Origin of the sequence: Ferruginibacter lapsinanis (assembly GCF_020783315.1) — a bacterium.
Lineage (GTDB): Bacteria > Bacteroidota > Bacteroidia > Chitinophagales > Chitinophagaceae > Ferruginibacter > Ferruginibacter lapsinanis.
The window spans coordinates 2,422,613-2,447,642 of record NZ_CP086063.1; the positions used below are offsets into that span (position 1 = coordinate 2,422,613).

19 protein-coding genes and 1 tRNA gene are annotated in these 25,030 nt (G+C 36.2%); 12 read left to right on the forward strand and 8 right to left on the reverse strand.

The features are described 5' to 3' along the window. Positions 1–131 precede the first annotated feature (131 nt). Together LK994_RS10390 and LK994_RS10395 are read left to right on the forward strand one after the other, a co-directional pair. Entirely contained in the window at positions 132–1,718 is a 1,587-nt protein-coding gene (locus LK994_RS10390; RefSeq protein WP_229760012.1) for a peptide chain release factor 3, read from the forward strand. A gap of 33 nt (positions 1,719–1,751) precedes the next feature. Next, a complete protein-coding gene (locus tag LK994_RS10395) occupies positions 1,752–2,600 on the forward strand; it encodes a hypothetical protein (protein WP_229760013.1) in 849 nt (282 codons plus the stop codon). A gap of 20 nt (positions 2,601–2,620) precedes the next feature. On the opposite strand, the gene LK994_RS10400 is transcribed toward LK994_RS10395, so the two are convergent. Both LK994_RS10400 and purB read right to left on the reverse strand, forming a co-directional pair. Then, positions 2,621–4,720, reverse strand: coding sequence for a T9SS type B sorting domain-containing protein (locus LK994_RS10400; protein WP_229760014.1), 2,100 nt, complete (start codon positions 4,718–4,720; stop codon positions 2,621–2,623). Positions 4,721–4,869: 149 nt separating this feature from the next. Further along, positions 4,870–6,210, reverse strand: coding sequence for an adenylosuccinate lyase (gene purB, locus LK994_RS10405; protein WP_229760015.1), 1,341 nt, complete (start codon positions 6,208–6,210; stop codon positions 4,870–4,872). A 40-nt stretch (positions 6,211–6,250) separates the two neighbouring features. On the opposite strand from purB, the gene LK994_RS10410 reads away from it, so the two are divergent. The 8 genes from LK994_RS10410 to LK994_RS10445 are packed head-to-tail and all read left to right on the forward strand — an operon-like array spanning position 6,251 to position 14,207. Next, positions 6,251–6,997: a menaquinone biosynthetic enzyme MqnA/MqnD family protein gene (locus LK994_RS10410; RefSeq protein ID WP_229760016.1), complete on the forward strand. Its 747-nt coding sequence runs from the start codon at positions 6,251–6,253 to the stop codon at positions 6,995–6,997. Then, on the forward strand, positions 6,994–7,770 hold the full coding sequence (gene rfbF / locus LK994_RS10415; protein WP_229760017.1) for a glucose-1-phosphate cytidylyltransferase: 777 nt from the start codon (positions 6,994–6,996) through the stop codon (positions 7,768–7,770). The genes LK994_RS10410 and rfbF overlap by 4 nt, the downstream gene beginning before the upstream one ends. Then, positions 7,755–8,837 (forward strand): CDP-glucose 4,6-dehydratase, encoded by a 1,083-nt coding sequence (rfbG, locus tag LK994_RS10420; protein ID WP_229760018.1) that lies wholly within the window; start codon positions 7,755–7,757, stop codon positions 8,835–8,837. The genes rfbF and rfbG overlap by 16 nt, the downstream gene beginning before the upstream one ends. Next, a complete protein-coding gene (gene rfbC, locus LK994_RS10425) occupies positions 8,834–9,379 on the forward strand; it encodes a dTDP-4-dehydrorhamnose 3,5-epimerase (RefSeq protein ID WP_229760019.1) in 546 nt (181 codons plus the stop codon). Before rfbG ends, rfbC begins: the two co-directional genes overlap by 4 nt. A 2-nt stretch (positions 9,380–9,381) precedes the next feature. Next, positions 9,382–10,608 carry a class I SAM-dependent methyltransferase gene (locus LK994_RS10430; protein WP_262907794.1) on the forward strand — a complete coding sequence of 409 codons (1,227 nt, stop codon included), beginning with the start codon at positions 9,382–9,384 and terminating at the stop codon, positions 10,606–10,608. Position 10,609: 1 nt separating this feature from the next. Continuing rightward, on the forward strand, positions 10,610–12,184 hold the full coding sequence (locus LK994_RS10435; RefSeq protein ID WP_229760021.1) for a CmcI family methyltransferase: 1,575 nt from the start codon (positions 10,610–10,612) through the stop codon (positions 12,182–12,184). A gap of 35 nt (positions 12,185–12,219) precedes the next feature. Beyond that, on the forward strand, positions 12,220–13,224 hold the full coding sequence (locus LK994_RS10440) for a glycosyltransferase family 2 protein (protein ID WP_229760022.1): 1,005 nt from the start codon (positions 12,220–12,222) through the stop codon (positions 13,222–13,224). Beyond that, on the forward strand, positions 13,221–14,207 hold the full coding sequence (locus LK994_RS10445; RefSeq protein ID WP_229760023.1) for a glycosyltransferase family 2 protein: 987 nt from the start codon (positions 13,221–13,223) through the stop codon (positions 14,205–14,207). The genes LK994_RS10440 and LK994_RS10445 overlap by 4 nt, the downstream gene beginning before the upstream one ends. Positions 14,208–14,245: 38 nt before the next feature. Here LK994_RS10445 and gmd read toward each other — a convergent pair whose 3' ends face one another. Beyond that, the gene (gene gmd / locus LK994_RS10450; RefSeq protein WP_229760024.1) at positions 14,246–15,322 is read right to left on the reverse strand and encodes a GDP-mannose 4,6-dehydratase; all 1,077 of its coding nucleotides are present in this window, start codon (positions 15,320–15,322) and stop codon (positions 14,246–14,248) included. Positions 15,323–15,382: 60 nt separating this feature from the next. On the opposite strand from gmd, the gene LK994_RS10455 reads away from it, so the two are divergent. Beyond that, positions 15,383–16,504 (forward strand): glycosyltransferase family 4 protein, encoded by a 1,122-nt coding sequence (locus LK994_RS10455; RefSeq protein WP_229760025.1) that lies wholly within the window; start codon positions 15,383–15,385, stop codon positions 16,502–16,504. A gap of 48 nt (positions 16,505–16,552) precedes the next feature. Here the strand turns inward: LK994_RS10455 and LK994_RS10460 are convergent, their stop codons facing one another. From LK994_RS10460 to LK994_RS10480, 5 genes are all read right to left on the reverse strand, one after another. Further along, positions 16,553–17,659, reverse strand: a complete 1,107-nt coding sequence (locus LK994_RS10460) for a glycosyltransferase (RefSeq protein WP_229760026.1) — start codon at positions 17,657–17,659, stop codon at positions 16,553–16,555. A 7-nt stretch (positions 17,660–17,666) separates the two neighbouring features. Continuing rightward, on the reverse strand, positions 17,667–18,716 hold the full coding sequence (locus LK994_RS10465) for a class I SAM-dependent methyltransferase (RefSeq protein WP_229760027.1): 1,050 nt from the start codon (positions 18,714–18,716) through the stop codon (positions 17,667–17,669). Positions 18,717–18,733: 17 nt separating this feature from the next. Beyond that, complete coding sequence (locus tag LK994_RS10470) at positions 18,734–21,292, reverse strand: YfhO family protein (RefSeq protein WP_229760028.1); 2,559 nt, start codon at positions 21,290–21,292, stop codon at positions 18,734–18,736. A 116-nt stretch (positions 21,293–21,408) separates the two neighbouring features. Then, entirely contained in the window at positions 21,409–24,060 is a 2,652-nt protein-coding gene (locus LK994_RS10475) for an outer membrane beta-barrel family protein (protein WP_229760029.1), read from the reverse strand. Positions 24,061–24,176: 116 nt separating this feature from the next. Further along, a complete protein-coding gene (locus LK994_RS10480; RefSeq protein WP_229760030.1) occupies positions 24,177–24,785 on the reverse strand; it encodes a DUF445 domain-containing protein in 609 nt (202 codons plus the stop codon). A 94-nt stretch (positions 24,786–24,879) separates the two neighbouring features. Here LK994_RS10480 and LK994_RS10485 point away from each other — a divergent pair. Continuing rightward, a tRNA-His gene (locus tag LK994_RS10485) sits at positions 24,880–24,956 on the forward strand. Positions 24,957–25,030 lie beyond the last annotated feature (74 nt).

The following is a 25,030-nucleotide window of genomic DNA, read 5'->3' on the forward strand; positions in this document are numbered from 1 at the left end:
TTAAACTTATACCTGGAGTTGTTTGACCATCAATCTTACCAATTCAAACCTTACCTTTGCACCTCAAAAAACGAGGGGTACGATACGTACAATTGTATTGAATATACCCAGATTTGTATAATAAGTGTGTAATGAAGTATATCAACGAAATAAACAAGCGCAAGACATTTGCTATTATAAGTCACCCGGATGCCGGTAAAACTACCCTTACGGAAAAATTTCTATTGTTTGGGGGGGCTATACAGACAGCTGGTGCTGTAAAAAGTAATAAGATAAAGAAACATGCTACTTCCGATTTCATGGAGATTGAAAGGCAACGGGGTATTAGTGTTGCTACCAGTGTTATGACATTTGAATATGACGGGCATTTGATCAATTTACTGGATACTCCAGGGCATAAGGATTTTGCAGAAGATACCTATCGTACGCTGACTGCTGTAGATAGCGTTGTATTGGTAATTGATAGTGTAAACGGGGTGGAGGCACAGACAAGAAGGCTAATGGAAGTTATAGCCATGCGTAAAACGCCGGTAATTGTTTTCATTAATAAGATGGATAGGGATGGGAAAAATCGATTTGACCTGCTAGAAGAGATCGAAAATGAGTTAAAGATCAATCTTCATCCGATGACAGTACCCATTAACAGCGGTAAAGATTTTAAAGGAGTATACGATCTGCATAAAAAGAGCCTCGTTTTATTTACAGCTGGTACCAAGGCAAATGATGAGGACGTATTAGAAATTAAGGATCTGAACGATGCGATACTCAATGCAAAAATAGGGGAGAAAGATGCAGATACTTTACGAGAAGATGTTGAGCTGATCGATGGAGTTTATGGCGAATTGAATCTGGATGATTACCTGAGTGGAAAAACAGCTCCGGTATTTTTTGGTAGTGCCGTTAATAATTTTGGGGTGAGAGAAATGTTAGATACATTCATACGGATAGCACCTACACCTCGTCCCCGCCATACTACCGAACGTGATGTTACACCTGAAGAAGAAAAATTCAGCGGCTTTATTTTCAAGATACATGCTAACCTCGACCCTAAGCACAGAGACAGGATTGCCTTTTTAAGGGTTTGTAGCGGTAAGTTTGAACGCAACAAATATTACAAACACGTGAGGTTGGAAAGAGACTTTAGATTCAGTAATCCTTACAGTTTTTTGGCACGTCAAAAGGATGTGATCGAAGAGGCTTTTCCCGGAGATGTGGTAGGTTTATTTGATACAGGGAATTTCAAAATAGGGGATACATTGACAGAGGGAGAGAAATTTTATTTTACAGGAATACCTTCATTTTCACCTGAAATTTTTAAAGAAGTACAGAACAAAGATCCAATGAAAACCAAGCAATTAGAAAAAGGATTATTGCAATTAACTGATGAAGGGGTGGCGCAATTATTTACCCAGTTTGGTGGTACTAAGAAGATCATTGGTTGTGTGGGTGAGTTGCAATTTGAGGTAATTCAATACCGATTGTTGCAGGAGTATGGGGCGTCTGTGCAAATGAACAGTTTGCCGTTTTTTAAGGCATGTTGGATAACCAGTAAGGATCCCAAAAAGCTGAATGACTTTATCAAATTCAAGCAGGGGAACATAGCAGAAGATAAAGACGGTCATTTAGTTTACCTGGCACAGAGTGAATGGTTTTTGAATACCGAACGACAAAATAACCCGGATATTGAATTTCATTTCACCAGTGAGGTGCATAAGTAGTTTTAAAGCTATACATTTGGTAAAACTAATTTTATGAAGAAATCCAATTGGTTATTTACCGGTCTTTCTGTCATCGTTATATTGAGCTCTTGTACAAAAGACGATGTTACTAATCCTGATAATACTGCGGTAGAGAAAAAATATTTATTAAGGGCAGATGGCCATGTTGCATACTTTACAGAGTCTCTTGATGTTGTTACTTCCTACAAATATGACATCGGAAATAGATTATTGAATGAGATCCAGAATGAATCCAGTGGCGTAGGCGTTGAATTATACGATAGTATTGTATATGTTTATAACGGTGCCGATACAGTACCTTCCAGAAAAGACCGCTATGATATGTTGCCTGGTGGAGGTTTATATTCATCTCAACTGTTTTTTTATAATGGAGCAGGCTTATTAATAAAAGATTCTGTTATTAATGAATCAGCCACTTATTACACTTATACTTCCAATCAGTTAATTACCCGGTTTGTAGATTATACTTCTGTACCGAGTGGAGAGGTTATAGCTAGGGATACCCTGACCAAAGACGCTTCAGGGAATAATTTTGCCAGTGCTGTCTCAAATTCCTCCAGTGATGGCAGAACGTTGATGACACTTACATATAATACTAATGTTTTTAATCCATATTGGAGTACAGGAGGTACAACCTCAATGTATGCGCATGCTGACGATGATATTGCTTCCTTTGGAGATATGATAGGAGCTTTAGGTAGAAATGCAATAACAAGTTTGACAAATACTGATTCATATGGCTCGTCAGATCAGGTGAATCTTGTCTATCAGAATGTGGTCAACAAATGGCCAGGCAAAATGGTATTTACTTCATCCGCAGCACCTGGAGCAACTTATACAGTTATTTTTACTTATAAATAAAATAGAAATAATTTTTGTAACTATCTTATTAACACAAGGTTACCGTATTCTACTATTTCTCTGCAATCGTTGATTACTTTAATGTAATAAACGTAGTTTGCTTCATCAGCATCCCTGTTTTTGTATACACCATTCCAGCAGTCTTTTATGTTGGTGGTGTAAAAGACTCTTTCACCCCAACGATTATAAATTGAAAAGTTCAGCTTGGTGATTGGTCCATCGTATATAATTCGATAGCAATCATTCATTCCATCTCCATTTGGTGTAAAAGCATTAGGGATAAATAAGGGGTAGAGTATACCAAAATCGGCTTTTACGATTATAGTGTCAAATCCAAAACATCCGGTGGCGGGATCTTTTCCCTGTAATATATATTGTTGAGTATGTTGAACAGAGGTAACCGGCGTTGCGATAGTGGAATCATTTAGTCCTGTAGCCGGAGACCAGATATAATCAATCCCTCCACTTGCCGCAAGACTAGCAGTTTTTAATGCACAATCAATATCGTTTGATTTAGTCGCTTCTATTTTTGCTGTATCAAGTGTTGATACAGTAATATTTGTGGATGCTCCGCAAATGCCATTATTAACTACCAATTGTACATTATAAGTTCCGGGCTTGGGATAAGTATGTGAAGTATTTTGTGTTCCTGCAAAACCACCGTCGCCAAATGTCCAGGTCCATTCTTCTATTTTGTTATAATTGGTATGAGCAGAACCGGCAAAATCGAAGCTGTTACACTTAGTTTGAGTAGGAGTTATCGTCACCAGGTCAATGTCTTTTTGGAAGAATGGGCTGTCAATTATAGGTGAAAGATCAGTAATGACTAATCCATCTGCGCCATCAGTGGCTCCATAAGACGTATTAAAACAAGAAAGTGCAGGATTTTTTATCAAACCGGCATTTCCCTTTGTTACAGAGAAACTAACGTTCGGGGGTAAACTACTTTGTTGCACCGCTATAAATCCACCACCACCACCACCGCCTGGCCCAACACAGTCAGTCGTCGGGTTTTGATTTCCTCCATCTCCTCCATTAGCTTGTATGGTAAAGCCTCCAATTAGTGATGGAGTAAATAGTAATATGCTTCCACCACCACCACCGCCACCGGCACCATCAGCAATACCTGTTGCATCAAGTAATTGATTATTGCCATTAGCACTGATAAATTTTCCGTTAGCCGTTATGCTAGCCGCTTTTATAATGATGATACCTCCACCGTTTGCACCAGGTGTGCCTACTTTATTATTGGCATCTCCGCAACCACCACCACCACCTAGAAATATTTTACGGGGATAGTCGGCCGTAGATAAGCTTTTACCACCAATCCCTCCATTACCTGAAATGGCGCATCCTTCCCATTCGTTGCCTCCAATCCCTCCATTACCATATCCCGATCCGCCACCGCCACCGGTATTTTGTTTATTGCCACCTCCGCCACCATTTCCTATAGCTCCTTTGCCGGCCATTTTTTCAGGACTTACCAATGCAATTCCTTCTCCTTTTTCGGCTCCGCCACTCTGCCACGTACTGCCGGATTGAATAAGCGGATAGTAAAAATCAGGGGAACCCGTACCGCAATTACCATCAGGGTTATTACTGATAGACCCGCCATTGAATCCTTTTCCGCTTACATTAATATCAGCATTCAATTGCAGGTTGTTTTTTACATTAAAAACCAATACCCCGCCCTTGTTTCCATCCCAGGGCAAACAAGTGAGTGTGCTTGTTACAACAGCACTATTATAAAATGGGACTTTTATTAATTGGACCTTGCCCTCGGGAATATTAAATCTTTCATTAGGTATCTTATTTTTAAGGTTGATGATATTATTTGTGATCTTAAAAATATAGTTGAAGCTGTAATTTCCGGCATTTTTATAATCTGTAACCATACCAAAAGAAGCGCTGTTGGATGAATCAATAGCCGCTCCTTTCATTTGTATCATTAAAACGGTATCACCAATTTTAAAAGTTGATGCATCTTCAACAGTAATGGCATTGTCGCATGAAAGAATATCTCGTATCGGAGTATATTGGTTGATGATGCCACCTATAGAAACAGTCTGCCCGTTGCAAAAATTTATGGTAAGGGCGAGAAGGAAAAAAATGTTTTTCATTGGTGGCTGAAATAAACAATAAGATACCTGTTAATGAGATAAGTATTTACTATTCAGGAAATAAGCAACAAAAGCCCTAAATAGGTTTGTTCAATCTACACCACTAATATACATTAATTGAATTATATATCACTTTCAGTAAGAGCCTGTCATGGATTTACGCCAACATAATTGTTAGGAGTGATGGCTTTCAATTCTTTTTTAATTGAAGCAGATACTTTCAGTTTTGCAATGAATTGATGAATGGCTTTTTTATCAATGGCAGATTTGCCTCTGGTAAGTTCTTTCAACGCTTCATAAGGTTGAGGATAGTTTTCTCTACGTAATATAGTTTGAATGGCTTCGGCTACCACGGCCCAGTTATTATCAAGGTCTTCATTTAGCTTTGATTGATTCAGTACTAGTTTATCTAATCCCTTCTCAATTGATTTTACTGATAGGAGCGTATGAGCTACCGGTACACCTATATTGCGTAAAACAGTAGAATCTGTAAGGTCTCTTTGTAATCTTGAAATAGGTAATTTAGCTGAAAGGTGTTCCAGTAGTGCATTTGCAATGCCCAGGTTTCCTTCTGCATTTTCAAAGTCTATTGGGTTTACTTTATGCGGCATGGCACTGCTGCCTATTTCGCCTTTCTTTGTTTTTTGTTTAAAATAATCCACGCTTATATAGGTCCAGATATCTCTGCAGAAATCAATTAAAATAGTGTTGATGCGTTTTATCGCATCAAAATGAGCGGCTAAAGTATCGTAATGTTCAATTTGTGTGGTGTACTGCTGACGTTGTAATCCAAGCCTTTCTTCACAAAATTCGTTGGCAAATTTTATCCAGTTGTATTTAGGGTATGCTACATGGTGAGCATTGAAATTGCCCGTAGCTCCTCCAAATTTTGCAGTAAAAGGAATATAGCTGAAAAGTTGGATCTGGTTTTCTAAACGCTCTACAAACACCATCAATTCCTTGCCCAATTTTGTAGGAGATGCAGGTTGTCCGTGAGTACGGGCAAGTAGCGGTACATTTTTGTATTGAACAGCCAGCTTACCTATGGCAGATTGCAGGTTGATGATTGCAGGAAGATAATCATATTCAACACTATGTTTCCAACTTAAAGGGATAGCCGTATTATTAATATCCTGAGAAGTAAGACCAAAGTGTATCCATTCCTTTAAATGTCCGGCTTTACATTCATCCAATTTATTTTTTAAAAAATATTCAACTGCTTTTACATCATGGTTGGTGATCTTTTCAGTTTCTTTAATTTCAGCAGCATCTTCCAAAGAAAAATTCTCAACTACATTTAATAAATGTGCTTTTACAGGAGCTGCAATTTTCAAGAACTTTTTTTCGCCTAAAAACAAGAAATACTCCACTTCTACCATTACCCTGTATTTTATCAGGGCAAATTCTGAAAAATACTCATCTAAATGTTGTAATTGTTTGCGGTAGCGTCCGTCTATAGGAGAGATTGCGGTTAGTTGATTTAAATCCATGATGAAACTGTAAATTTGCTGCGAAATTAAACTAAAGCGATTGGACAAAAAAATAAGAGTAGGGGCTGTTAGCTATTTAAATACTAAGCCGCTAATATATGGGTTTGAGCATGGCTTGATGAAAGATGAGATAGAATTGGTAATTGATTATCCGGCTAATATTGCAGATGCACTGATAAATGAACAAATCGATATAGGCCTGGTTCCTATGGCAGTTATTCCAAAATTGAAAGAACATCATATCATTGGTGATTATTGTATTGCCTGTGATGGAGAGGTTGCTAGTGTTTGCTTGTTTAGTGAGGTGCCCGTTCATGAAATAGAGACGATCATATTAGATTATCAAAGCCGTACTTCCGTAGCATTGGTGCAGATATTAATGAGTGAATATTGGAAACTTACCCCCCGATTTGTAAATGGTGGTGTAGATTTCAGATCAGAGATCAAAGGCACTACCGCAGCGGTGGTAATCGGAGACAGGGCATTGGAGCAAAGAAAAAGTTCTCCTTATATATATGATCTGGGGACTGCATGGAAAGCGTATACAGGTTTGCCATTTGTATTTGCCGCATGGGTCAGTAATAAGCCTGTTGCCGATGATTTTATAAAAAAGTTTAATGAGGCTAACGCACTGGGTTTTAAAAACATGAACCAGATAGTAGAAAAGTATTCAATTCCGGATATTGATCTGATGAAATATTATACACAATTTATAAAATTTGAGTTGAATATTGCCATGCATGAGTCAATAGCTTTATTTTTGAGCAAGTTAAAACAGGTAAAATGAAAGTTGTAATTTTCGCAGGAGGGCTTGGTACAAGGATTTCTGAAGAGACGGATACCAGGCCAAAACCTATGGTAGAAATTGGGGGTATGCCGATACTCTGGCATATAATGAAGATCTATAGTCATTATGGATTTAATGATTTTGTTGTTTGTTTGGGTTATAAGGGATATGTGATCAAGGAATATTTCATGAACTATTTTTTGCATAATTCTGATATCACAATCGATGTAGCCAATAATACAATGGAAGTTCATGGTAGTAAATCCGAAAAATTTAAAGTAACACTGGTAGAAACCGGCCAGAATACTAAAACAGCCGGCAGGTTAAAGCAGGTAGAGAAATATGTAGGGAATAATGATTTTATGCTTACTTATGGTGATGGGGTATGTGATGTAGATATAGACGAGTTAATACGTTTTCATAAAGCACATAATAAAATTGCTACAGTAACAGCGGTTCAACTGGAAGCAAGATTTGGCGGAATGGAAATCAATCAGTCGGGAGAAGTTGATGCCTTTAGGGAAAAAGCAAAAGATGAAGGAAAATGGATCAATGCAGGGTTCTTTGTACTGAAACCCGAAGTGTTTAAATATCTGCAGGGAGATATGAGTGATATGATGTGGGAAGAAGATCCACTGGAAAAATTGACAACAGATAAGGAGTTAATAGCATTTCAACACAGAGGTTTTTGGAAGTGTATGGATGCGCTAAGAGACAAAATGGAATTTGAAGAACTTTGGAAAACTAATAATGCAAAATGGAAAGTGTGGTAAATAAAATTTCATCATTCTATACAAATAAAAGAGTTTTTGTTACTGGACATACCGGTTTCAAGGGAGCCTGGTTGATAACATGGCTTCGCCTTATGGGGGCTGACGTAAAGGGGTATTCGCTACCGCCGGAAGATAGCAATGGATTATATAATATAGTATCTAAAAATATCGAGTTTGAAAATGTATTTGCTGATATAAGAGATGCAAAAAGATTATCTGCTGAGATAGAAAATTTTCAGCCTGATATTATTTTCCATCTTGCGGCGCAGGCATTAGTACGTCGTTCTTATGAAATTCCATCAGAAACCTTTGATGTAAATGTTGTAGGTACGGCAAATGTATTGGAGGCTGTAAAGAACAAACTGCCAAAAAAATGTACTGTTGTATTGATTACAACTGACAAGGTGTACGAAAACAGAGAGCTTGATTATCATTATAAAGAAGAAGATAGGCTTGGCGGCTATGATCCTTATAGTGCTAGCAAAGCTGCCGCAGAAATAGTTATCAGTTCTTTTAGAAATTCCTTTTTTAATATTAAGCAGTATTCTCTTCATCAAAAAGCGATCATCAGTACTCGTGCCGGAAATGTAATTGGAGGAGGAGATTGGAGTAAGGACAGGATTATTCCGGATATCGTTCGGGCACTACAACAAAATAAAACTATTGAAGTAAGAAATCCAGCTTCTGTTCGTCCATGGCAGCATGTACTGGAGCCGTTGGCAGGTTATCTGACAGTAGCGATGTTGGCTAATGAAAATTACAAGACTGTTTCAGAAGCGTATAATTTTGGTCCCTTACCGGTGGATCATCTTGCAGTGAAAGAGCTGGTTGAAGTGGCGATCAAAAGTTGGGGCAGTGGTGAATGGGCAGATACTTCAAATGCGGCACAGCCTCATGAGGCCGGATTACTGAAATTGGATATTTCAAAAGCATTGAAAGAATTGAAATGGCAGCCCAAATTATCCAGTTCTGAAGCGATTGAGTGGACAATGACATGGTATAAACAAACAGAGGAAAATGTTTTTCAATTTACGCAACAACAAATAAATAATTATCTCTCAAAATGATATTTACAGAATCTGTATTGAAAGGTAGTTATGTGATAGACCTAACTCCGTTAGCTGATGACAGGGGATGGTTTGCCCGTACATTTTGTAAAAATGAATTTGCCGCTATTGGTCATACTAAAGAATGGGTTCAGATGAATCATTCGTTTACCAAAAACAAAGGCAGTATAAGAGGGATGCATTTTCAAATGGATCCGTTTAAAGAATGTAAACTGGTTCGGTGTATTTCAGGTGTGGTATTCGACGTGATAATCGATCTGCGAAAAGATTCTCCAACTTTTCTTCAATGGTTTGGAGTAGAATTATCAGCAGCTAACAGAAAAATGATCTATATACCAGAAGGTTTTGCTCATGGCTTTCAAACGTTGAGTGATAATTGTGAGTTGGTATATAATCATACACAGTTTTATACAAAAGAAGCGGAGGGTGGCGTAAGATATAATGACGAAAAAATAAATATACAGTGGCCGTTACCACTTTTTGATATTTCAGAAAGAGATAACACACATCCTAAACTTGATGACAATTTTAAAGGTATTTAATTATGAAATGTAGATTTTGCAAGACTGAACTTGAGCACGTGTTTGTTGATTTGATCAATTCTCCGGCATCGAATTCATTTTTAACCGGAGAACAATTGAATGAACCGGAAACGTTTTTTCCGTTGAAAGTATATACCTGTCATAAATGTTTTTTAGTGCAGGTAGATGAGTATAAAAAGAGTGATGCCATCTTCGATAGCAGTTATGTGTATTTTTCCTCATTCAGTTCAAGTTGGTTGCAACATGCAAAAAACTATACAGAAATGATGACCAAAAGATTTGGGTATACTGATAAATCTTTGGTAATAGAAATTGCATCGAATGACGGTTATTTATTGCAATATTTTAAACAAAATAATATTCCTGTTTTAGGAATAGAACCAACAGCTAATACGGCTGCGGCTGCTAAAGAAAAAGGAGTTGATTCAGTGATTGATTTTTTTGGTGTGTCATTAGCAGAAAAGTTGGTAGCAAAAGGAACTAAGGCTGATCTGTTATTGGGGAATAATGTATTGGCGCATGTGCCCGATATTCTTGATTTTGTAGGAGGAATGAAGGTGATACTGAAAGAGGATGGTGTCATTACAATGGAGTTTCCGCATCTGATGCAATTAGTGGATAATAACCAGTTTGATACGATCTATCATGAACATTTTTCATATTTGTCTTTCTACACAGTGAAACAAATATTTGAATCTAAAGGATTGCAGATGTTTGATGTTGAAGAAATCCCAACCCACGGAGGATCATTAAGGATCTTTGCCAAACATGCAGAAGATGCATCAAAAGAGATATCTCCTAATGTAGAAGCTTTGCTAGGTAAAGAAAAAAGTAAAGGATTAGATACACTGGCATATTATGATAACTTTCAACAAAAGGCATTAAAAGTTAAATTAGATTTTACTGATTTTTTAATAGCTCAAAAGAAAGGTGGGAAAAAAGTTGCAGCTTATGGAGCGGCGGCGAAAGGAAATACTTTGCTGAATTATTGCGGAATCAAGCATGATCTGATAGATTTTGTCGTGGATGCCAATCCTAATAAGCAAAATAAATTTTTACCTGCCAGTCATATTCCTGTAGTAGATGAAACAAAGATCAAAAGTGAAAAACCTGACTTTGTGGTTATTTTTCCATGGAATATTAAAGAAGAGGTCATACAGAAATTGGCATACATAAAAGATTGGGGAGGTAAATTTGTAATTGCAATACCTGATTTGCAAATTATTTAGCATGGAAAAAATTTTAGTAACCGGTGCTACAGGATTTGTAGGTAACTATGTCATAACAGAGTTATTGAAGTTGAATTGCAAGGTGATTGCTACCTCTACCAGTGTAGAAAAAGCAACGTCATTTGAATGGTTTCAAAAAGTAACATTTGTTCCTTTTAATTTGAATGAATTCGATAATGAAATCAATTATTATGAGTTCTTTAATAAGCCGGATGCTATCATACACTTAGCATGGCAAGGGCTGCCTGATTACAAAGGAGATTTTCATATACAAAGGAATCTTCCACTACATACCGCATTTATAAAAAATCTGATTGTAAATGGGGTAAAGAATGTAACTATAACCGGCACATGTTTAGAATACGGAATGCAGGAAGGCTGCCTGTCTGAGGAGATGCCTTTAAAGCCAATGGTGCCATATGCTGTGGCAAAAAATAGTCTCAGGGAGTATATAGAATCATTAAAGAAAGAATTTCGTTTTTCTTTTAAGTGGGCAAGATTATTTTATATGTATGGTAAAGGGCAAAATGAACGGTCTCTTATCCCTCAACTTGAAAAGGCAGTTGCAACTAAAGAAACGATTTTTAACATGAGTGGGGGTGAGCAAACACGGGATTTTCTTCCTGTAGAGACCATAGCGGCATATATTTGTGCCTTATCTTTGCAAAAATCAAATGAGGGGGTGTTTAACTGTTGTAGTGGCAACCCTTTATTAGTAAAAGACTTTATCAGTGCTTATTTAAAACAACACAATTATACAATACAGTTAAATTTAGGCTATTACCCATACCCGGATTATGAACCAATGCATTTTTGGGGTAACAATAAAAAAATAACAATGGTTAACAAAACTCACGAATTTGAAGTAGAAAGGAGAAATAGAATTGCACAAAATGGTGCAAACGAAAGTTTGAAAAAGGCAGCAAAAAGTTTTAATGATGCTTCTAATTCAAACCAATATTCTTATAACTTTTCCTGGATGGGCCGTCCAATTATTCAATATCCACAGGATATGATAGCTATGCAGGAATTGATCTGGGAAATAAAACCCGACCTGATCATTGAAACTGGTATTGCTCATGGCGGCTCATTAATATATTATGCTTCGTTATTGGAGTTGATCGGAAATGGTGAGGTGTTGGGTATTGATATTGATATCAGAAGCCATAATAAAATAGAGATTGAAAAACATCCTATGTTTAAAAGGATATCAATGATACAAGGTTCATCTATTGATGAAGCACTTGTTGAGCAAGTAAAAGAAATTGCTAAAGACAAACAAACAATATTGGTCGTTTTGGATTCTAATCATACACACGAGCATGTGTTAAGAGAATTGGAATTATACGCTCCTTTTGTAAGTGTAAATTCTTACATCGTTGTATTCGATACAATAGTTCAGGATCTGCCTGAAAATTATTTTAAAGAATCCAGGCCATGGGGTATAGATAATAATCCTAAAACAGCCGTTTGGGAGTTTTTAGAAAAGAATAAAAACTTTGAGATAAATCAGGAAGTGGATAATAAACTTCTGATTAGCGTAGCACCAAGTGGTTACTTAAAGCGTACAAGTTAATGACCCCTCAACAATTCCCTTTAGTAAGTTTTTGTATGAGTACATACAAAAGACCGGCTATATTGGAAAAACAATTAAGAAGCATTTTATTACAGGATTATTCCAACTTTGAGATCATTGTATCTGATAATGACCCTGAAGCTTCTGCTCAAATTATAGTAGACCAAATTGCTGACTCCAGGATAAAATATTTTAATAATATTGAAAATCTGGGAATGGTGAGAAGCTTTAATAAAAGTATAGAACGTTCTTCGGGTGACTATATCGTTATGATCACAGATGATGATCCTGTGTATGTTTATATGCTGTCTACATTAATTGCCCTGCAAAGTAAATATCCCGGATATGGCGTTTATGCTGGCTGTGGCGACCTGATAATAGAAAATGATTTCTCCGCCAATAGTCTTGGTCAGCAATTGGGAACCAATAGCAATTTGCTGAAAGATATTCCCGAAAATGCTATAATAGAAAAGAATAAAGACGAGATCATACAAGCTTATCTTGATGGACTGTTCTCTAAAACATATTTATTGTGGAGTTGTGCAATTATAAAAAGAGATATTATTATTAAGATAAAAGGAATGCCTGATTACGGCAGTGAGTTATTAACGGATCATGCCTTTATGTTAGCCGCAAGTTCTTTTGAGGGATTAATTTTTATAAATAAATCTTTAGGTGGGCAGGTGATTCATGGAAATAATTTTGGTTTTGATTTTACCAGATTAAAACAGAAATATATTAATACCCCTGCACTGTTTCATGGCTATCTCAAAACTTTTTTGCAACAAAATCCTGATTGGGGAACCATTGAAAAAAAAATATGGGATTTTGCTGGTAGGAGTTGGGCTGAATATAGTATAATGATATACAATACTGTAAAGGACAACAAGGAATTAAAGAAAGACTTTTTCAATTCCTTGCATATAGCTTTCTCCAATAAAAATATTTCAAAGTGGAAATATAAATTTTATCTGAAAGTTTATTTTAAAGGTCTTTTTAATGTTCTGCTTAAAATAAAAGAATTGATATCTAAAAAGTGAGTAAAAAATATAGTATCATATTACCTGTAAAGAATGGAGGAGAGTATGTTAAAATATGTGTTGATAGTATATTGAAACAAACTTATCGGGATTTTAATTTAATTATTTTAGATAATAACAGTAACGACGGATCACTTGAATGGTTACAGGCATTAGCTGATGAAAGGGTCGTTATTTATACTTCGGCACAGTCGTTGAGTATGGAAGAGAATTGGGGAAGAATAGTTGCTGTTCCTAAAAATGAATTTATCACTATCATCGGTCACGATGACCTGCTGCATCCTGGTTATCTCGAAACAATGGATGCGTTAATTGCAAAACACCCCCAGGCTTCACTTTATCAGGCACACTTTAAATTTATTGACGCACAAGGTGCTTTGGTCAGACATTGTCAACCTATGGCAGAGATGCAAAATGCAGATGAATTTTTGACCTGCCAGATTAATCGAACACTGGACAGCACAGGGACAGGTTATATGATGCGAAGCAGTGATTATGATGCTTTGGGAGGGATTTCAACAATGTATCCAAACCTCATTTTTGCAGATTATGAATTGTGGATGAAACTGACCATGAAAAGCTATAAGGCTACAGCTGCTGCAGAAGTTTTTTCTTACAGGCTTCATAACAGTGTTTCTAAATTAACTAACGGAGAGGAATATGTGCAGGCTTTTGGCAGGTATATGCTTTTTTTAGCAGAATCGAGAAAGAAAAATAAAGCAATTGCAACAACGCTTGATCTGTACGGCAGAAAAATGTTACTTTATCTTTGCCAGGCAATGTCACATAGGTTATTAAAAACATCCCGGCAAAAAAGAAAAACAACTGTTGGAGATTTTATTGCTTCTTGCAGGGTATATGCGTCAATACTTATTCCAGGGCAATCATTTAGTCCTTTGCTGGCCCCCGGAATTTTAGCAGCCCGGATATTAGATAATACAATAGGGTTGAAACTATTTGCTTTATATAAAAAAACGCTCTGATTATTTCAGAGCGTTTTTCTATTGTGATAATATTCTTTTTAATAAGGGTTATTTTTCTTTTGACCCATTAATTCTACTTCCATCATTTCCTTTACCAACATTGGCAGGTCATATTTAGGGGTCCAGTTTAATTTTGTATTTGCTTTTGTAGGATCGCCGATCAAAAGATCAACTTCTGTTGGTCTATAATATTGCGGATCAACTTTCACTATTTCTTTGCCAATTGGTAATTGATATGCAGGATTGGAACATTTAGCTACTTTACCTACTTCATTTTCATTTGAACCGGTAAATTCCAATTCAATACCACATTCAGCAAATGCCATACGAACAAAATCTCTTACATAAGTAGTTTTACCTGTTGCGATCACGTAGTCTTCAGGAGTGTCTTGTTGCAGGATCCTCCACATTGCTTCAACATAATCTTTTGCATGGCCCCAATCTCTTTGAGAGTTCAGATTACCCAGGTATAAACAATCTTGTGTCCCCTTGGCAATTCTGGCTGCAGCCATTGTGATCTTTCTTGTTACAAAAGTTTCACCTCTTCTTGGAGATTCGTGGTTGAACAAAATGCCATTACAAGCAAACATATCATAAGCTTCTCTATAGTTAACTGTAATCCAGTATCCATAAATTTTTGCAGCTCCGTATGGTGATCTCGGATAGAAAGGAGTTTTTTCAGATTGAGGAACCTCTTGTACTTTACCATACAATTCGGAAGTAGATGCCTGGTAAATTTTCGTTTTTTTAGTGAGCCCCAAGATACGAACAGCCTCTAAAATTCTCAAGGTACCTATTCCATCTACGTTAGCCACATATTCCGGAGAATCAAAACTCACTTTAACATGCGACATGGCTCCTAAGTTATAAATTTCATCAGGCTGTATCTCTTGTATGATCCTGATTATATTTGTACTGTCGGTCAAATCACCATAATGCATTTTAAAACGAACATTTCCTTCATGAAGATCATGATAAATATGATCAATTCTTTGTGTATTGAATGAAGATGCTCTTCTTTTAACACCATGTACTGTATAGCCTTTTTCTAAAAGTAATTCAGCTAAGTAGGAACCATCTTGCCCCGTAATACCCGTAATTAAAGCTGTTTTCATAAATGCCGATAATTTTCCTTTTTTTTGTAAATTATTAGCGGCAAAAATAAGTAAATAGTTATGAAAATAGCAATCAATTGCTGGGTATTGAGAAATAAACAAATAGATGGGATCGGATATTTTACTATAAACACTGTTTCAAAGCTTATCAAAGCCCATCCTGAAGCGCATTTTCAGATATTATGTGATAAGAATTTTACAGAAGACTACTTCGATTTTGAGAATGTATCTAAACACCATATTTTCCCAGCGTTGAGGCATCCTTTACTATATATATTCTACATGGAATGTGTTTTGCCCTTCTTTCTACGCAAACACAAACCTGATGTTTTTGTATCTGCCGATAGCTATTTGAGTTTACTCTCAGATTGTAAGCAAATACCTGTTATTTATGATATCAACTTTGAACACAACCCCAAGGGACTTACGCTAAGAAATAGACTTTACTACCGTTTTTTCTTTAAAAGATTTGCCCGTAAAGCGAAACGAATTGCTACTATTTCTGAATTCAGTAAAAAGGATATAGCCGATTTTTATAAGATCGGTCTGGATAAGATCGACAATGTATCCTGTGGGATCAACAGTAATTTTTCTCCACTTTCAGAAAATGAAATAAAAGAAGTAAGGAACAAATGGAGTAACGGGGCCCCGTATTTCTTTTTTGTAGGGTCTATGCATCCCAGAAAAAATATCAGCCGATTGATACAAGCGTTCAACAGGTTTAAAAATAATAATCAGAACGAGATCAAACTTGTGCTGGCAGGTTCAATTTTGTGGAGTAAATCAGAAATTGAAGAGGTATATATTAATAGCCCACACAAAGATGATATTGTTTTTACCGGCAGGTTAAGTGATGAGGATCTGCAAAAAGTATTAGGAGCCGCATTTGCATTGACGTTTGTACCAATATTTGAAGGCTTTGGTTTACCGATTGTAGAAGCGATGCAGAGTGGTGTTCCTGTCATCTGTTCAAATACAACCTCTATGCCCGAAGTGGCAGGTGATGCAACAATCTTAGTTGATCCATTTGATGTGGGAGCTATTACAAAAGCAATGGAAACCTTATCCGCCGATTCCGAATTGCGTAATCAGCTAATTGAAAAAGGGCATATACAAAAGCAAAATTTTTCATGGGATAAGACAGCTGCTTTATTATGGGAAAGTATTAATGCGGCAGTATAAATTATTAATATTTGCTGATCAATTACAGAAAAATTAAGACGCCAACTTTTAGCTGATCGTGTTCAAAGCCTTTTGTGCAATATTGCCCCAATAAAAATGTTGATAAAAGGGGGGTGGCATCAATTCAGAGGTATCGGTTGCAATTATTTGATTTACAAACTCTTCCCAATCACCATCTCTAACAAGTTTTAATTTATTGCCTGTAATGCTTAGAGGGATACCGGTAGCCCCTCGTTGTGTACTTACTGAAGAAAGATTTGAACCTAATGCATCTACTAATTTAGTTTTAATGCCGCCTCCTTCTATTACGGGATTGATAAAAATATCTGCTCCTGCAAAATAAATATTGATATCGTCTACAAAGCCTGTGTATATAATGTTTTCGTGGTCTGAAAAATTATTGAAATCTTGTGGAAGACTTTTTCCGCAGATAATTATTTTAAATGAAAAATTTTTCTTTAGCAGTAATGGGCATATTACCTCTGTGATGATCCTTAATGCCTGAGTATTGGGAGGGTAATCAAGCACGCCGTTAAATAGCAGTATTTTTTCATCAGCAGCAATTTGATGTTTTGTTGATAGGAATGTGTGGGCTTTAGTTTTTGCTTCAATAGAAGGAGGGGTGTTCATTTCAAAGCCGTATGTAATTGTTATGCATTTTTCGACTGATAATCCAAATTTTTCTATACCATACTGCTTATCTTCATCAGTAATGAAAAAGTTAATATCAGCGTTGCGATGAATATATTTTTCGTATTGCCATAAAATTTTCCACCACCATTTTCTCATCTCCTTAAATCGAAGCCCCTCAATATTATGCGAACGCACTACTAATTTGGCATTAGTAAATGCCGCAAGTAATAAGCCAAGCCATCCATAATAGGGGTGTTCAATAATAATATGTGTGATATTATTACGTTGAATCAGCCTTTTTAAAACAAAAAAATACAACGGATTAATATATCTGAATTTATTATTTGCCAATAATGGCAAGATTGTATAATCTGTAGCAACAGATAGATCATTTGCTTTAACACCTACACAAGTTACACTGGTGTGCTTTGAGAAGAACCGATAGAAAAATGCAATACATCGTTGGCCTCCTGTTTTTGGAGGGAGAAATTGATAAGGAATTATGCTAAGAACATTTGGCATTATTTTGTTAGTTGTATGCTACTACATTTATAAATGGAGATATGATATATCCTTTCTTTCCTAATAGTTGTATAAATAAATTTAAACATCCTGCCAGGAAGTTTGCTACAGGAGACTTGTAATTGGTATCCCAAAAACCTGCACTATACTCCATCTTAAAACCGGCAGATTGTATGATCAATGCATATGTACTTTTAGCTAATAAATGTTCTGCCCATACACCGTTGGTACAATCAACTGTATTACTGTTTAGATAAGGAACTTCTTTGATGTTTTTTTTCTGTAAATAGTCGTTGACTGCATTGGTAAAATCATGTAAAGCCCGCCCTCTTGTAATGCTAACCAATTCGTCTAGTTGCTCCTCAGTAATATCTTTTTTTATCTTTTTGATTTGTTCTCTTCGTTGAGCAATAAAATATTTTTTCTCTGTTTTTTTGTGGATCAGTATGTGTTGCAGGTGAGCAGCCGGATTTTGATAATTGGCAGTAGTGGTAGAGTAAACTATTGCCGAAGCATTATGCGTATTTATTTGCTTGTAAAAAGCAGATAGATCGTATATATGTTCAATTACATTTCTTGATGCTATGATATCAAATTTAAATCCGGTTCTATCTGCGTAATGTATAACATCAGCTATATCGCCTGTAATGTAATCTGTAACCGGAATATTAAGGCTGTTGCAGATGATAGCAGCATTGTTTTTCCATTCAGGGAGATGATCGTTGTAAATTAAGCGTTTTACATTCAATAAGCTGCCCAGCATAAATAAAGTGCCCAGACCAGCCCCATAATCAACAATATTTATTGATCCGATCGGTTTGTTTGTTTTTTTTATAGACTGATATAAAATATGTGCACTGCTTTTAATAGAAAAAATCAATCGTTTGCCCAGATGATGATTGGCAAAATAATCTTTGAAAAAATCATCAGTTGGCAGAGTTGAAGCGTCGAAATTTTTAAGTAATAGATAAAGCTCATTGGCTTTATTATTAATTGTATCGGAAAGTTCATCTGATACTTTTACAAAACTGATCTTCTTTTCTGCAATATTATTCATTATCCGATCTTGCTAAATTAGGCAACTTTTTTATTGTTGTTCTTCTTCCATATCATAAATGCACTTAGTAGTACAAACAGAATAGAGAACCATCCAAAATAATTAGATAATTTTTCTCCCAAATTCACCACCTCAGGATTGAAGGAGAATTTGATAGTATGTTTACCAGCCGGTATAGCCAGCCCCCTCAAGGCATAATTCACTTTGCAATACTCCGTTTTTTTGCCATCAATATACGCATCCCAGCCTCTGCTATAGTACATTTCACTAAACACGGCAAATTGGTTAGACGCACTATTGAAATCATATGTAATGTCATCATTCTTATTTTCCACTAATCTGATGCTTGCACTAGAATCATAAACTGGAGAGAAAGGAATAGCATTTTTAAATTGCTCATTTACGATCGCTGTGGTCGACGGATCAAAATTATCTAAAGCAGCCATTTCTTCATCAGCCGTTTTAACGAATTTAATTTCTTTCACTAACCAGCAATTGCCCAATGCATATGGATTTTGTATGGCAACTGTTTGTTTAGGATTATTCTGGTCAGGCATTATAACATATTTCATGTTCAACATATTCAACACACGGAAGCTGTCTTTAGCATTTGGGTTGGCTCCCCAAGCTTCAATATTCTTATAAATTTGTTTTTCTTTCAGGTCTTCAAATACGCCCAGTTTTGCAGGGTGGTATCCTCCTATGTTATTATGTTTGTAAGAAGCAATCGCATCATTGAATGCATTACCAATCGATGTTTGAAAATTTCCACCTCCATCTCTGAAAGCAAGATTAAGTACTCGGAAAAATCCGGGATCTCTCTTTATCTGAATATCTGCATTATAATCAGCATAAGCTTGTTCGTAATCAACCGGTTCAATAAAATTCTCATCATTTAAGTATCGTTTATCTACCGATACCAGATCAATTGTTGTAAATAAAATTAATGCTGCAAATAAGACCGGAGCTTTAATGATCTGTTTACAATATAAAAATATCGCAGCTATACCTGCAAGTATAAAACCAATACTACGCCACATATCGGCACTGTATAATGCTTGTCTATCCTTAACAATAGCATTGATGTAATTATTTACAAACTCAGGATTAGCATTCTGCATGGCATCGGCTAGATTCTTTTTAAGCTCCAGGGTTGCTTCATTTTTAAAATCAGCTATGAAATAAAACCCTATTAAAAAGGCAATTACACCACCTGTTGCGATCAAACAATTTTTAAGCAACTTATTGAGTTTGTCCTTTTCGGTAACACTTATTAATTCATTTACAAAAAGTACTGATAATAATGCAACAGCCAATTGAGGAATTACCATTGCCATCTCCGGAGTGCGGAATTTATTGTAAAACGGAAGGTGGTCGAACAGAAAGTAATTGATAGAAGAAAAATTTTTACCCCATGCAAGCACGGTTCCAATGACGATAATAGATAGTAGCCACCATTTGTGCTGACTTTTTCCAAAAAACAATGCAAAGAGTGCAAGTAAGCATACGATGGCACCAAAATAAACTGGCCCTGAAGTGGATGGTTTAGACCCCCAATATGCAGATGCTGCCTGGTATAATTGCTGTGTCATTTGCTGGGGCAAACTTTGGTTCTCCTGTAGAAGCTCTAATACTTTAGACTCTTCAGGCATGCTAGTTGCTGAGCCTCCGCCATATGCATTGGGAACTATAAATGTAAGTGTCTCACCAACTCCGTAACTCCAGCTGAAAGCATAGTCTCTGTCTAGGCCTCCTTTACTTTTGTTTCCGTTTTTCGTGTTCGTTAAGGCGCTGCCACCTCTCATACTTTCTTTAGTAAAATCATAGGCAGAAAAATAAATGAATGCATTAATGAGTAATGCAATAACAGGCATGGCTATGCATATGCCTATTGACGCAGCAAGATGTGTGTAGTTCTTTTCTTTGATGATCTTTATCAAGCTGAACAGTGCTGCTATTGCAGCCATTATCAATGTATAATAAACAATTTGCTGGTGGCTTTGCCGTATCAAACAGGTGGAAGATATCAGCAATAGCGAAGCTCCCAACCAATAATTTTTCTTGAAGATCAAAAACATTGAACCTATTACAGCCGGGGCATAGGCCATCGATAATAATTTTGTGTCATGGCCGGCACTAATCAGAATAGGGTTATAGCTACAATATCCATAAGCAATACCTCCTAAAATAGATAACCATGGGTTAACACCGATCACTATACATAAAAAATAAAAACATACACAGGTGATGAATAAAAAATAAACCGGCTTAGGTAAGCCCAGCGTTAAAATATTGTCAACTAATCCAACAGAATAGAATGTACTTACATTTTTTGGAGCCATCATGATTTGGTATGCCGGCATACCTCCAAACATACTATTTGTCCAATAAGGGAAATGTCCATACTTTTTTTGGAATTCAAACGACTGCTGCTGCATGGCCTTCACTTGCTGCACATCATGTTGTTGCACAACTTTGCCTTCTAATGCAGGTTTTGTAAATACAATCGACAGTAATAAAAATGCAAGAATGGCAACAATATGCGGTACAAATATTTTAAATTCTATCTTTTTCATCTATAAAAATTTCTTTGGGTGGCAAATTAAAAGTTTTATAGCAAAATGCTTTATTTTTCTTTTACCAGCTGGGTATTAAAAAAGGAGCGAATCTGCTCCTTTTTTAGTTAGTTCAATTATTGTCCGCTTGAGTTCTGTATGTTTTGGAGGTTTTCTGCATCGCCTTTTAAATTTTTTCGTTTAAAGAGATTGACATCGATCTTACCAAAACGCCAGTTGAAATTTAATCTTACCAACTGAGGATCTTGTCTGCGGGTGTTATCCTGAATGAAATAAGAAGATTCCGAATGAGTCTTATATAATTTGGTCCTGAATATGTCATTTACCTGTAAACTAACAGACGCTGCATTGTTTTTCATGAATTCTTTTTTTATGGAAAAATCAAATTCATACCAGGAGTCGATATATCCCAAAGCAGTAGGGGACAATTGCTGACCGAATCCGCCACCACCGCCACCAAAATTACGCATACCGCCACTGCCTCCGGAATTTTGTGGCAATAATGTTTTTGCCTGATAATTAGTGGTTAATTGAGCGGTAAAGTTTTTAGGCAATTTAAAACTATTGTTCAGTTTCCCAAACCAGCTGGTTTGGGCTCTGTCTGTACCATTTACCAGATTACCGGCTTTGATGGTGGCATTATACACGTTGATATTGATCGTAACATCCCACCATTTGGTTATTTTATTTTTAGAGGTAAGCTCAAATCCGAATGTATAACTCTTATTTGCATTGGCAAAAGTTGTCATGATAATACTATCCAACTTATCCGGATTGGGGTTTTGGTCTCTGTATTGATAGCGGGTTATAAGATTATTGGTGTTTTTGAAATATACAGAAGTTAATATATTGTGTCCTTTTGCTAATTGATTTTGGTAAGACAATTCCAATAAATTAGTAAACTCAGGGATCAGGTCAGGATTACCCTTGCTCAAATTTAATGAGTCAGTAAAATCTATATAAGGAATTAACTGGAAGAAATTCGGACGGTTGATCTTTCTGGAATAATTTAATTGCAGATCCTGCTGATCATTTATTTTGTAAGTTAAAAATGCGCTTGGGAAAATGCTGAACGGGAATTCATTTGAAAAGGTTTGAGCTTTATTGATAAGGCTCCCTGTATATGTAGAGCTTTCTATTCTTGCGCCTAATTGATAGCTGAATTTCTTTATCTGGTGTGCAAATGTTGTGTAAGCTGCAATCACTCTGTCCTTAAATTCATATTCATTATTTAAAAGCGGAACGGTAAAGTAGTTACCACTTGTGTTGTCTCTGATATAATTATCATTGTAACTGCTGAAGCTTCTCAACGCAATTCGTGCGCCGGCTTCAATCTTCATTGTTTTGGATATCGGATCTTCATAGTCCATCTGTGCCGTAAAGAAATTGTTGATACCACCACCTTTACTTTGTTCATAAGTAGCCTGGTTTTTGGGGTTGCCATCCGTATAAAAATATTGCGTAGCATAATCGCTGGTGCTATTATTTTTACTGTAATTGTAGTTGATATCTGCTGTTATATTTTTATTAGGCTTGGTGAAATTGTGTTTAAAACTAACAGTAGAGCCATAGTTTTTAAAAACTCTTTTAGAATTACTGCTTCTGTTCCCAAAATCACTATTGATGCTTGAAGTATAGACTGTATCTCTTGCAACATTCAACATGTCGGTTCCTTTAAATTGTCCATTAGAAAAGTTGCCACTAACTGTAAGTGTGTTTCTGTTATCTAACAGATAATCAATACCGGCTCTAACAAAACCAAAAATACCATTACCGATGGGTTTATTATTTTGCAATAAATGAGCCGTAGCGTCAGATAGAAAATCAGTACGGGTAGTAGTGTTGGTACTGATAGGCTTACGCATTGCAAACTGTCCGCTTGCAAAAAAGTTTACCTTTTGCTGTTTGATATTTATATCACCTCCAACATTAGGTTTGGCCCTGCTGTCAATACCTGCTCTTATATTTCCGTTATATCCGGCTTTGCGGTTCTTCTTCATTACAATATTTAATATACCGGCACCACCTCCCGAAGCATCAAATTTTGCAGAAGGATTTGTAATGATCTCTACAGAAGAAATTGCATCTGCAGGGATTTGTTCTAAGGTCATGGTAGTAGGCCTGCCATCAACAAATATTTGCGGAGAAGCGTTACGCATAGTGAGATTGCCATCAAGATCTACACTTACGCTTGGTACATTTTTCATTACATCAATAGCTGAGCCTCCGGCAGTGCTGATATCTTTCTCTACATTATATACTTTTCTATCGATACTCATAGTGAGTAATGATTTTCCGGAAGTGACCGTTACATTTTGCAATTGCTGAGCATCGATCTCCAGTTTAATATTTCCGAGATCTTTATCTACTCCGCTGAGTAAACTGCTGTAGTCGCCGGATTTAGCGGCTTCTTTATTTATTTCAAACTGAACTTTTTGCTCGATGGGTTTAAAACCAATGGCAGAAATAACTAATTTATACTGAGCGATAACCGGCAGGTTTTCTAAACTGAATTCACCTTTTTTATCAGTAAGCATACCGGCAACAATGATCTCTTTTTTCTTTTTTGTTGCGGTATCAAATTTTGTTTGCAATAATTGTACAGAGGCCGCATCTATTGGTTTGGAGGTACTTGCGTCTAATATTTTGCCATAGAAATGTCCCAGATTTAAATTCTGTCCGCCGCCTCGTCCTGAAAACTGAGCAAAAGATCTTGTGCCGGAAAATAAAAGAATGAGAAACAGGAAGTTTTTGAATTGATATTGCATTAAGCCATTTTAAAAAATAAAAAAATTACGATCACTTAAACCAAAGTTCCCTCCAAAAGTTTAATGCGGTAAACATTTTAGTGATAAGCGGTAAAATAAAACGGGAAGTTCAAGATTTAATGAGCAATTATGCCAACCAATACTTGGATAAGTCCAATGATGAATCCAAATGCCCCTCCAATGAATTCAAGGAACATAAATTCTTTTTTTGTTATTTGATTTAAAATGTCCTCTAATTTTTCAGATGAAAAACTGGCTACTTTTTCTGTAACAATTTTTTCCAGATCAAGATCATGTTGGAGTTTTCCCATATAATTTTTCATTAATACAGGGAAGAGTTCTTCCAGTTCGGTTAAAAAGGCTTCCTTAAGTTGATTGATCGTTTTATCCCCAATAAACATCGATAGCATGGGAAAAACATCCTTTAGTTTATTGCGTAAAAAATGGTCAATATGAGCCTCAATTTCCGGTCTCAACATTTGCAAATTTTCCGGGTTGGTTACTTTTTCTTCAATTTCATCAAAAGAAAGTAGCTCTTTACTAACCATTTGTCCTAATTTTTGAGCAATCAGCAGTTGATTTTTAGGAAAGATACCTTGTAGGGTAAAACCGAATATTTTAATAGGGTTTCGGGGGTGAAAAAGCATTTTTATAGCTATCCAAGTGGTTATCCATCCTGTAAAAGCTGATAAAATAATAGTAATAATGTAACCTGTCCAATGCATATTAATGAGTTAGTGTGCAAAGAAAAGCAAATAAAATGCAAATGTAATTTTGAAGGAGAAATGTTTTTTATTACTTTTGCAATCCAAATAAACGGTAGTTGTAGCTCAGTTGGTTAGAGCATCAGATTGTGATTCTGAGGGTCGGGGGTTCGAGCCCCCTCAATTACCCCAAAAAGCCCTGCAAATTTTGCAGGGCTTTTTTTATCTATACCATTGCCGCTCATGTAATTTTAGGAAAACATTAC

Bases quoted from the DNA above. Each gene is read 5' to 3' on its own strand.
- LK994_RS10400 (WP_229760014.1), bottom strand. From the start codon at position 4,720: ATGAAAAACATTTTTTTCCTTCTCGCCCTTACCATAAATTTTTGCAAC.
- purB (WP_229760015.1), bottom strand. From the start codon at position 6,210: ATGGATTTAAATCAACTAACCGCAATCTCTCCTATAGACGGACGCTAC.
- LK994_RS10470 (WP_229760028.1), bottom strand. From the start codon at position 21,292: ATGAAAAAGATAGAATTTAAAATATTTGTACCGCATATTGTTGCCATT.
- LK994_RS10480 (WP_229760030.1), bottom strand. From the start codon at position 24,785: ATGCATTGGACAGGTTACATTATTACTATTATTTTATCAGCTTTTACA.
- LK994_RS10455 (WP_229760025.1), top strand. From the start codon at position 15,383: ATGAAAATAGCAATCAATTGCTGGGTATTGAGAAATAAACAAATAGAT.
- LK994_RS10430 (WP_262907794.1), top strand. From the start codon at position 9,382: ATGAAATGTAGATTTTGCAAGACTGAACTTGAGCACGTGTTTGTTGAT.
- LK994_RS10435 (WP_229760021.1), top strand. From the start codon at position 10,610: ATGGAAAAAATTTTAGTAACCGGTGCTACAGGATTTGTAGGTAACTAT.
- rfbC (WP_229760019.1), top strand. From the start codon at position 8,834: ATGATATTTACAGAATCTGTATTGAAAGGTAGTTATGTGATAGACCTA.
- LK994_RS10475 (WP_229760029.1), bottom strand. From the start codon at position 24,060: ATGCAATATCAATTCAAAAACTTCCTGTTTCTCATTCTTTTATTTTCC.
- LK994_RS10440 (WP_229760022.1), top strand. From the start codon at position 12,220: ATGAGTACATACAAAAGACCGGCTATATTGGAAAAACAATTAAGAAGC.
- LK994_RS10460 (WP_229760026.1), bottom strand. From the start codon at position 17,659: ATGCCAAATGTTCTTAGCATAATTCCTTATCAATTTCTCCCTCCAAAA.
- LK994_RS10465 (WP_229760027.1), bottom strand. From the start codon at position 18,716: ATGAATAATATTGCAGAAAAGAAGATCAGTTTTGTAAAAGTATCAGAT.
- rfbG (WP_229760018.1), top strand. From the start codon at position 7,755: ATGGAAAGTGTGGTAAATAAAATTTCATCATTCTATACAAATAAAAGA.
- LK994_RS10390 (WP_229760012.1), top strand. From the start codon at position 132: ATGAAGTATATCAACGAAATAAACAAGCGCAAGACATTTGCTATTATA.
- LK994_RS10395 (WP_229760013.1), top strand. From the start codon at position 1,752: ATGAAGAAATCCAATTGGTTATTTACCGGTCTTTCTGTCATCGTTATA.
- gmd (WP_229760024.1), bottom strand. From the start codon at position 15,322: ATGAAAACAGCTTTAATTACGGGTATTACGGGGCAAGATGGTTCCTAC.
- rfbF (WP_229760017.1), top strand. From the start codon at position 6,994: ATGAAAGTTGTAATTTTCGCAGGAGGGCTTGGTACAAGGATTTCTGAA.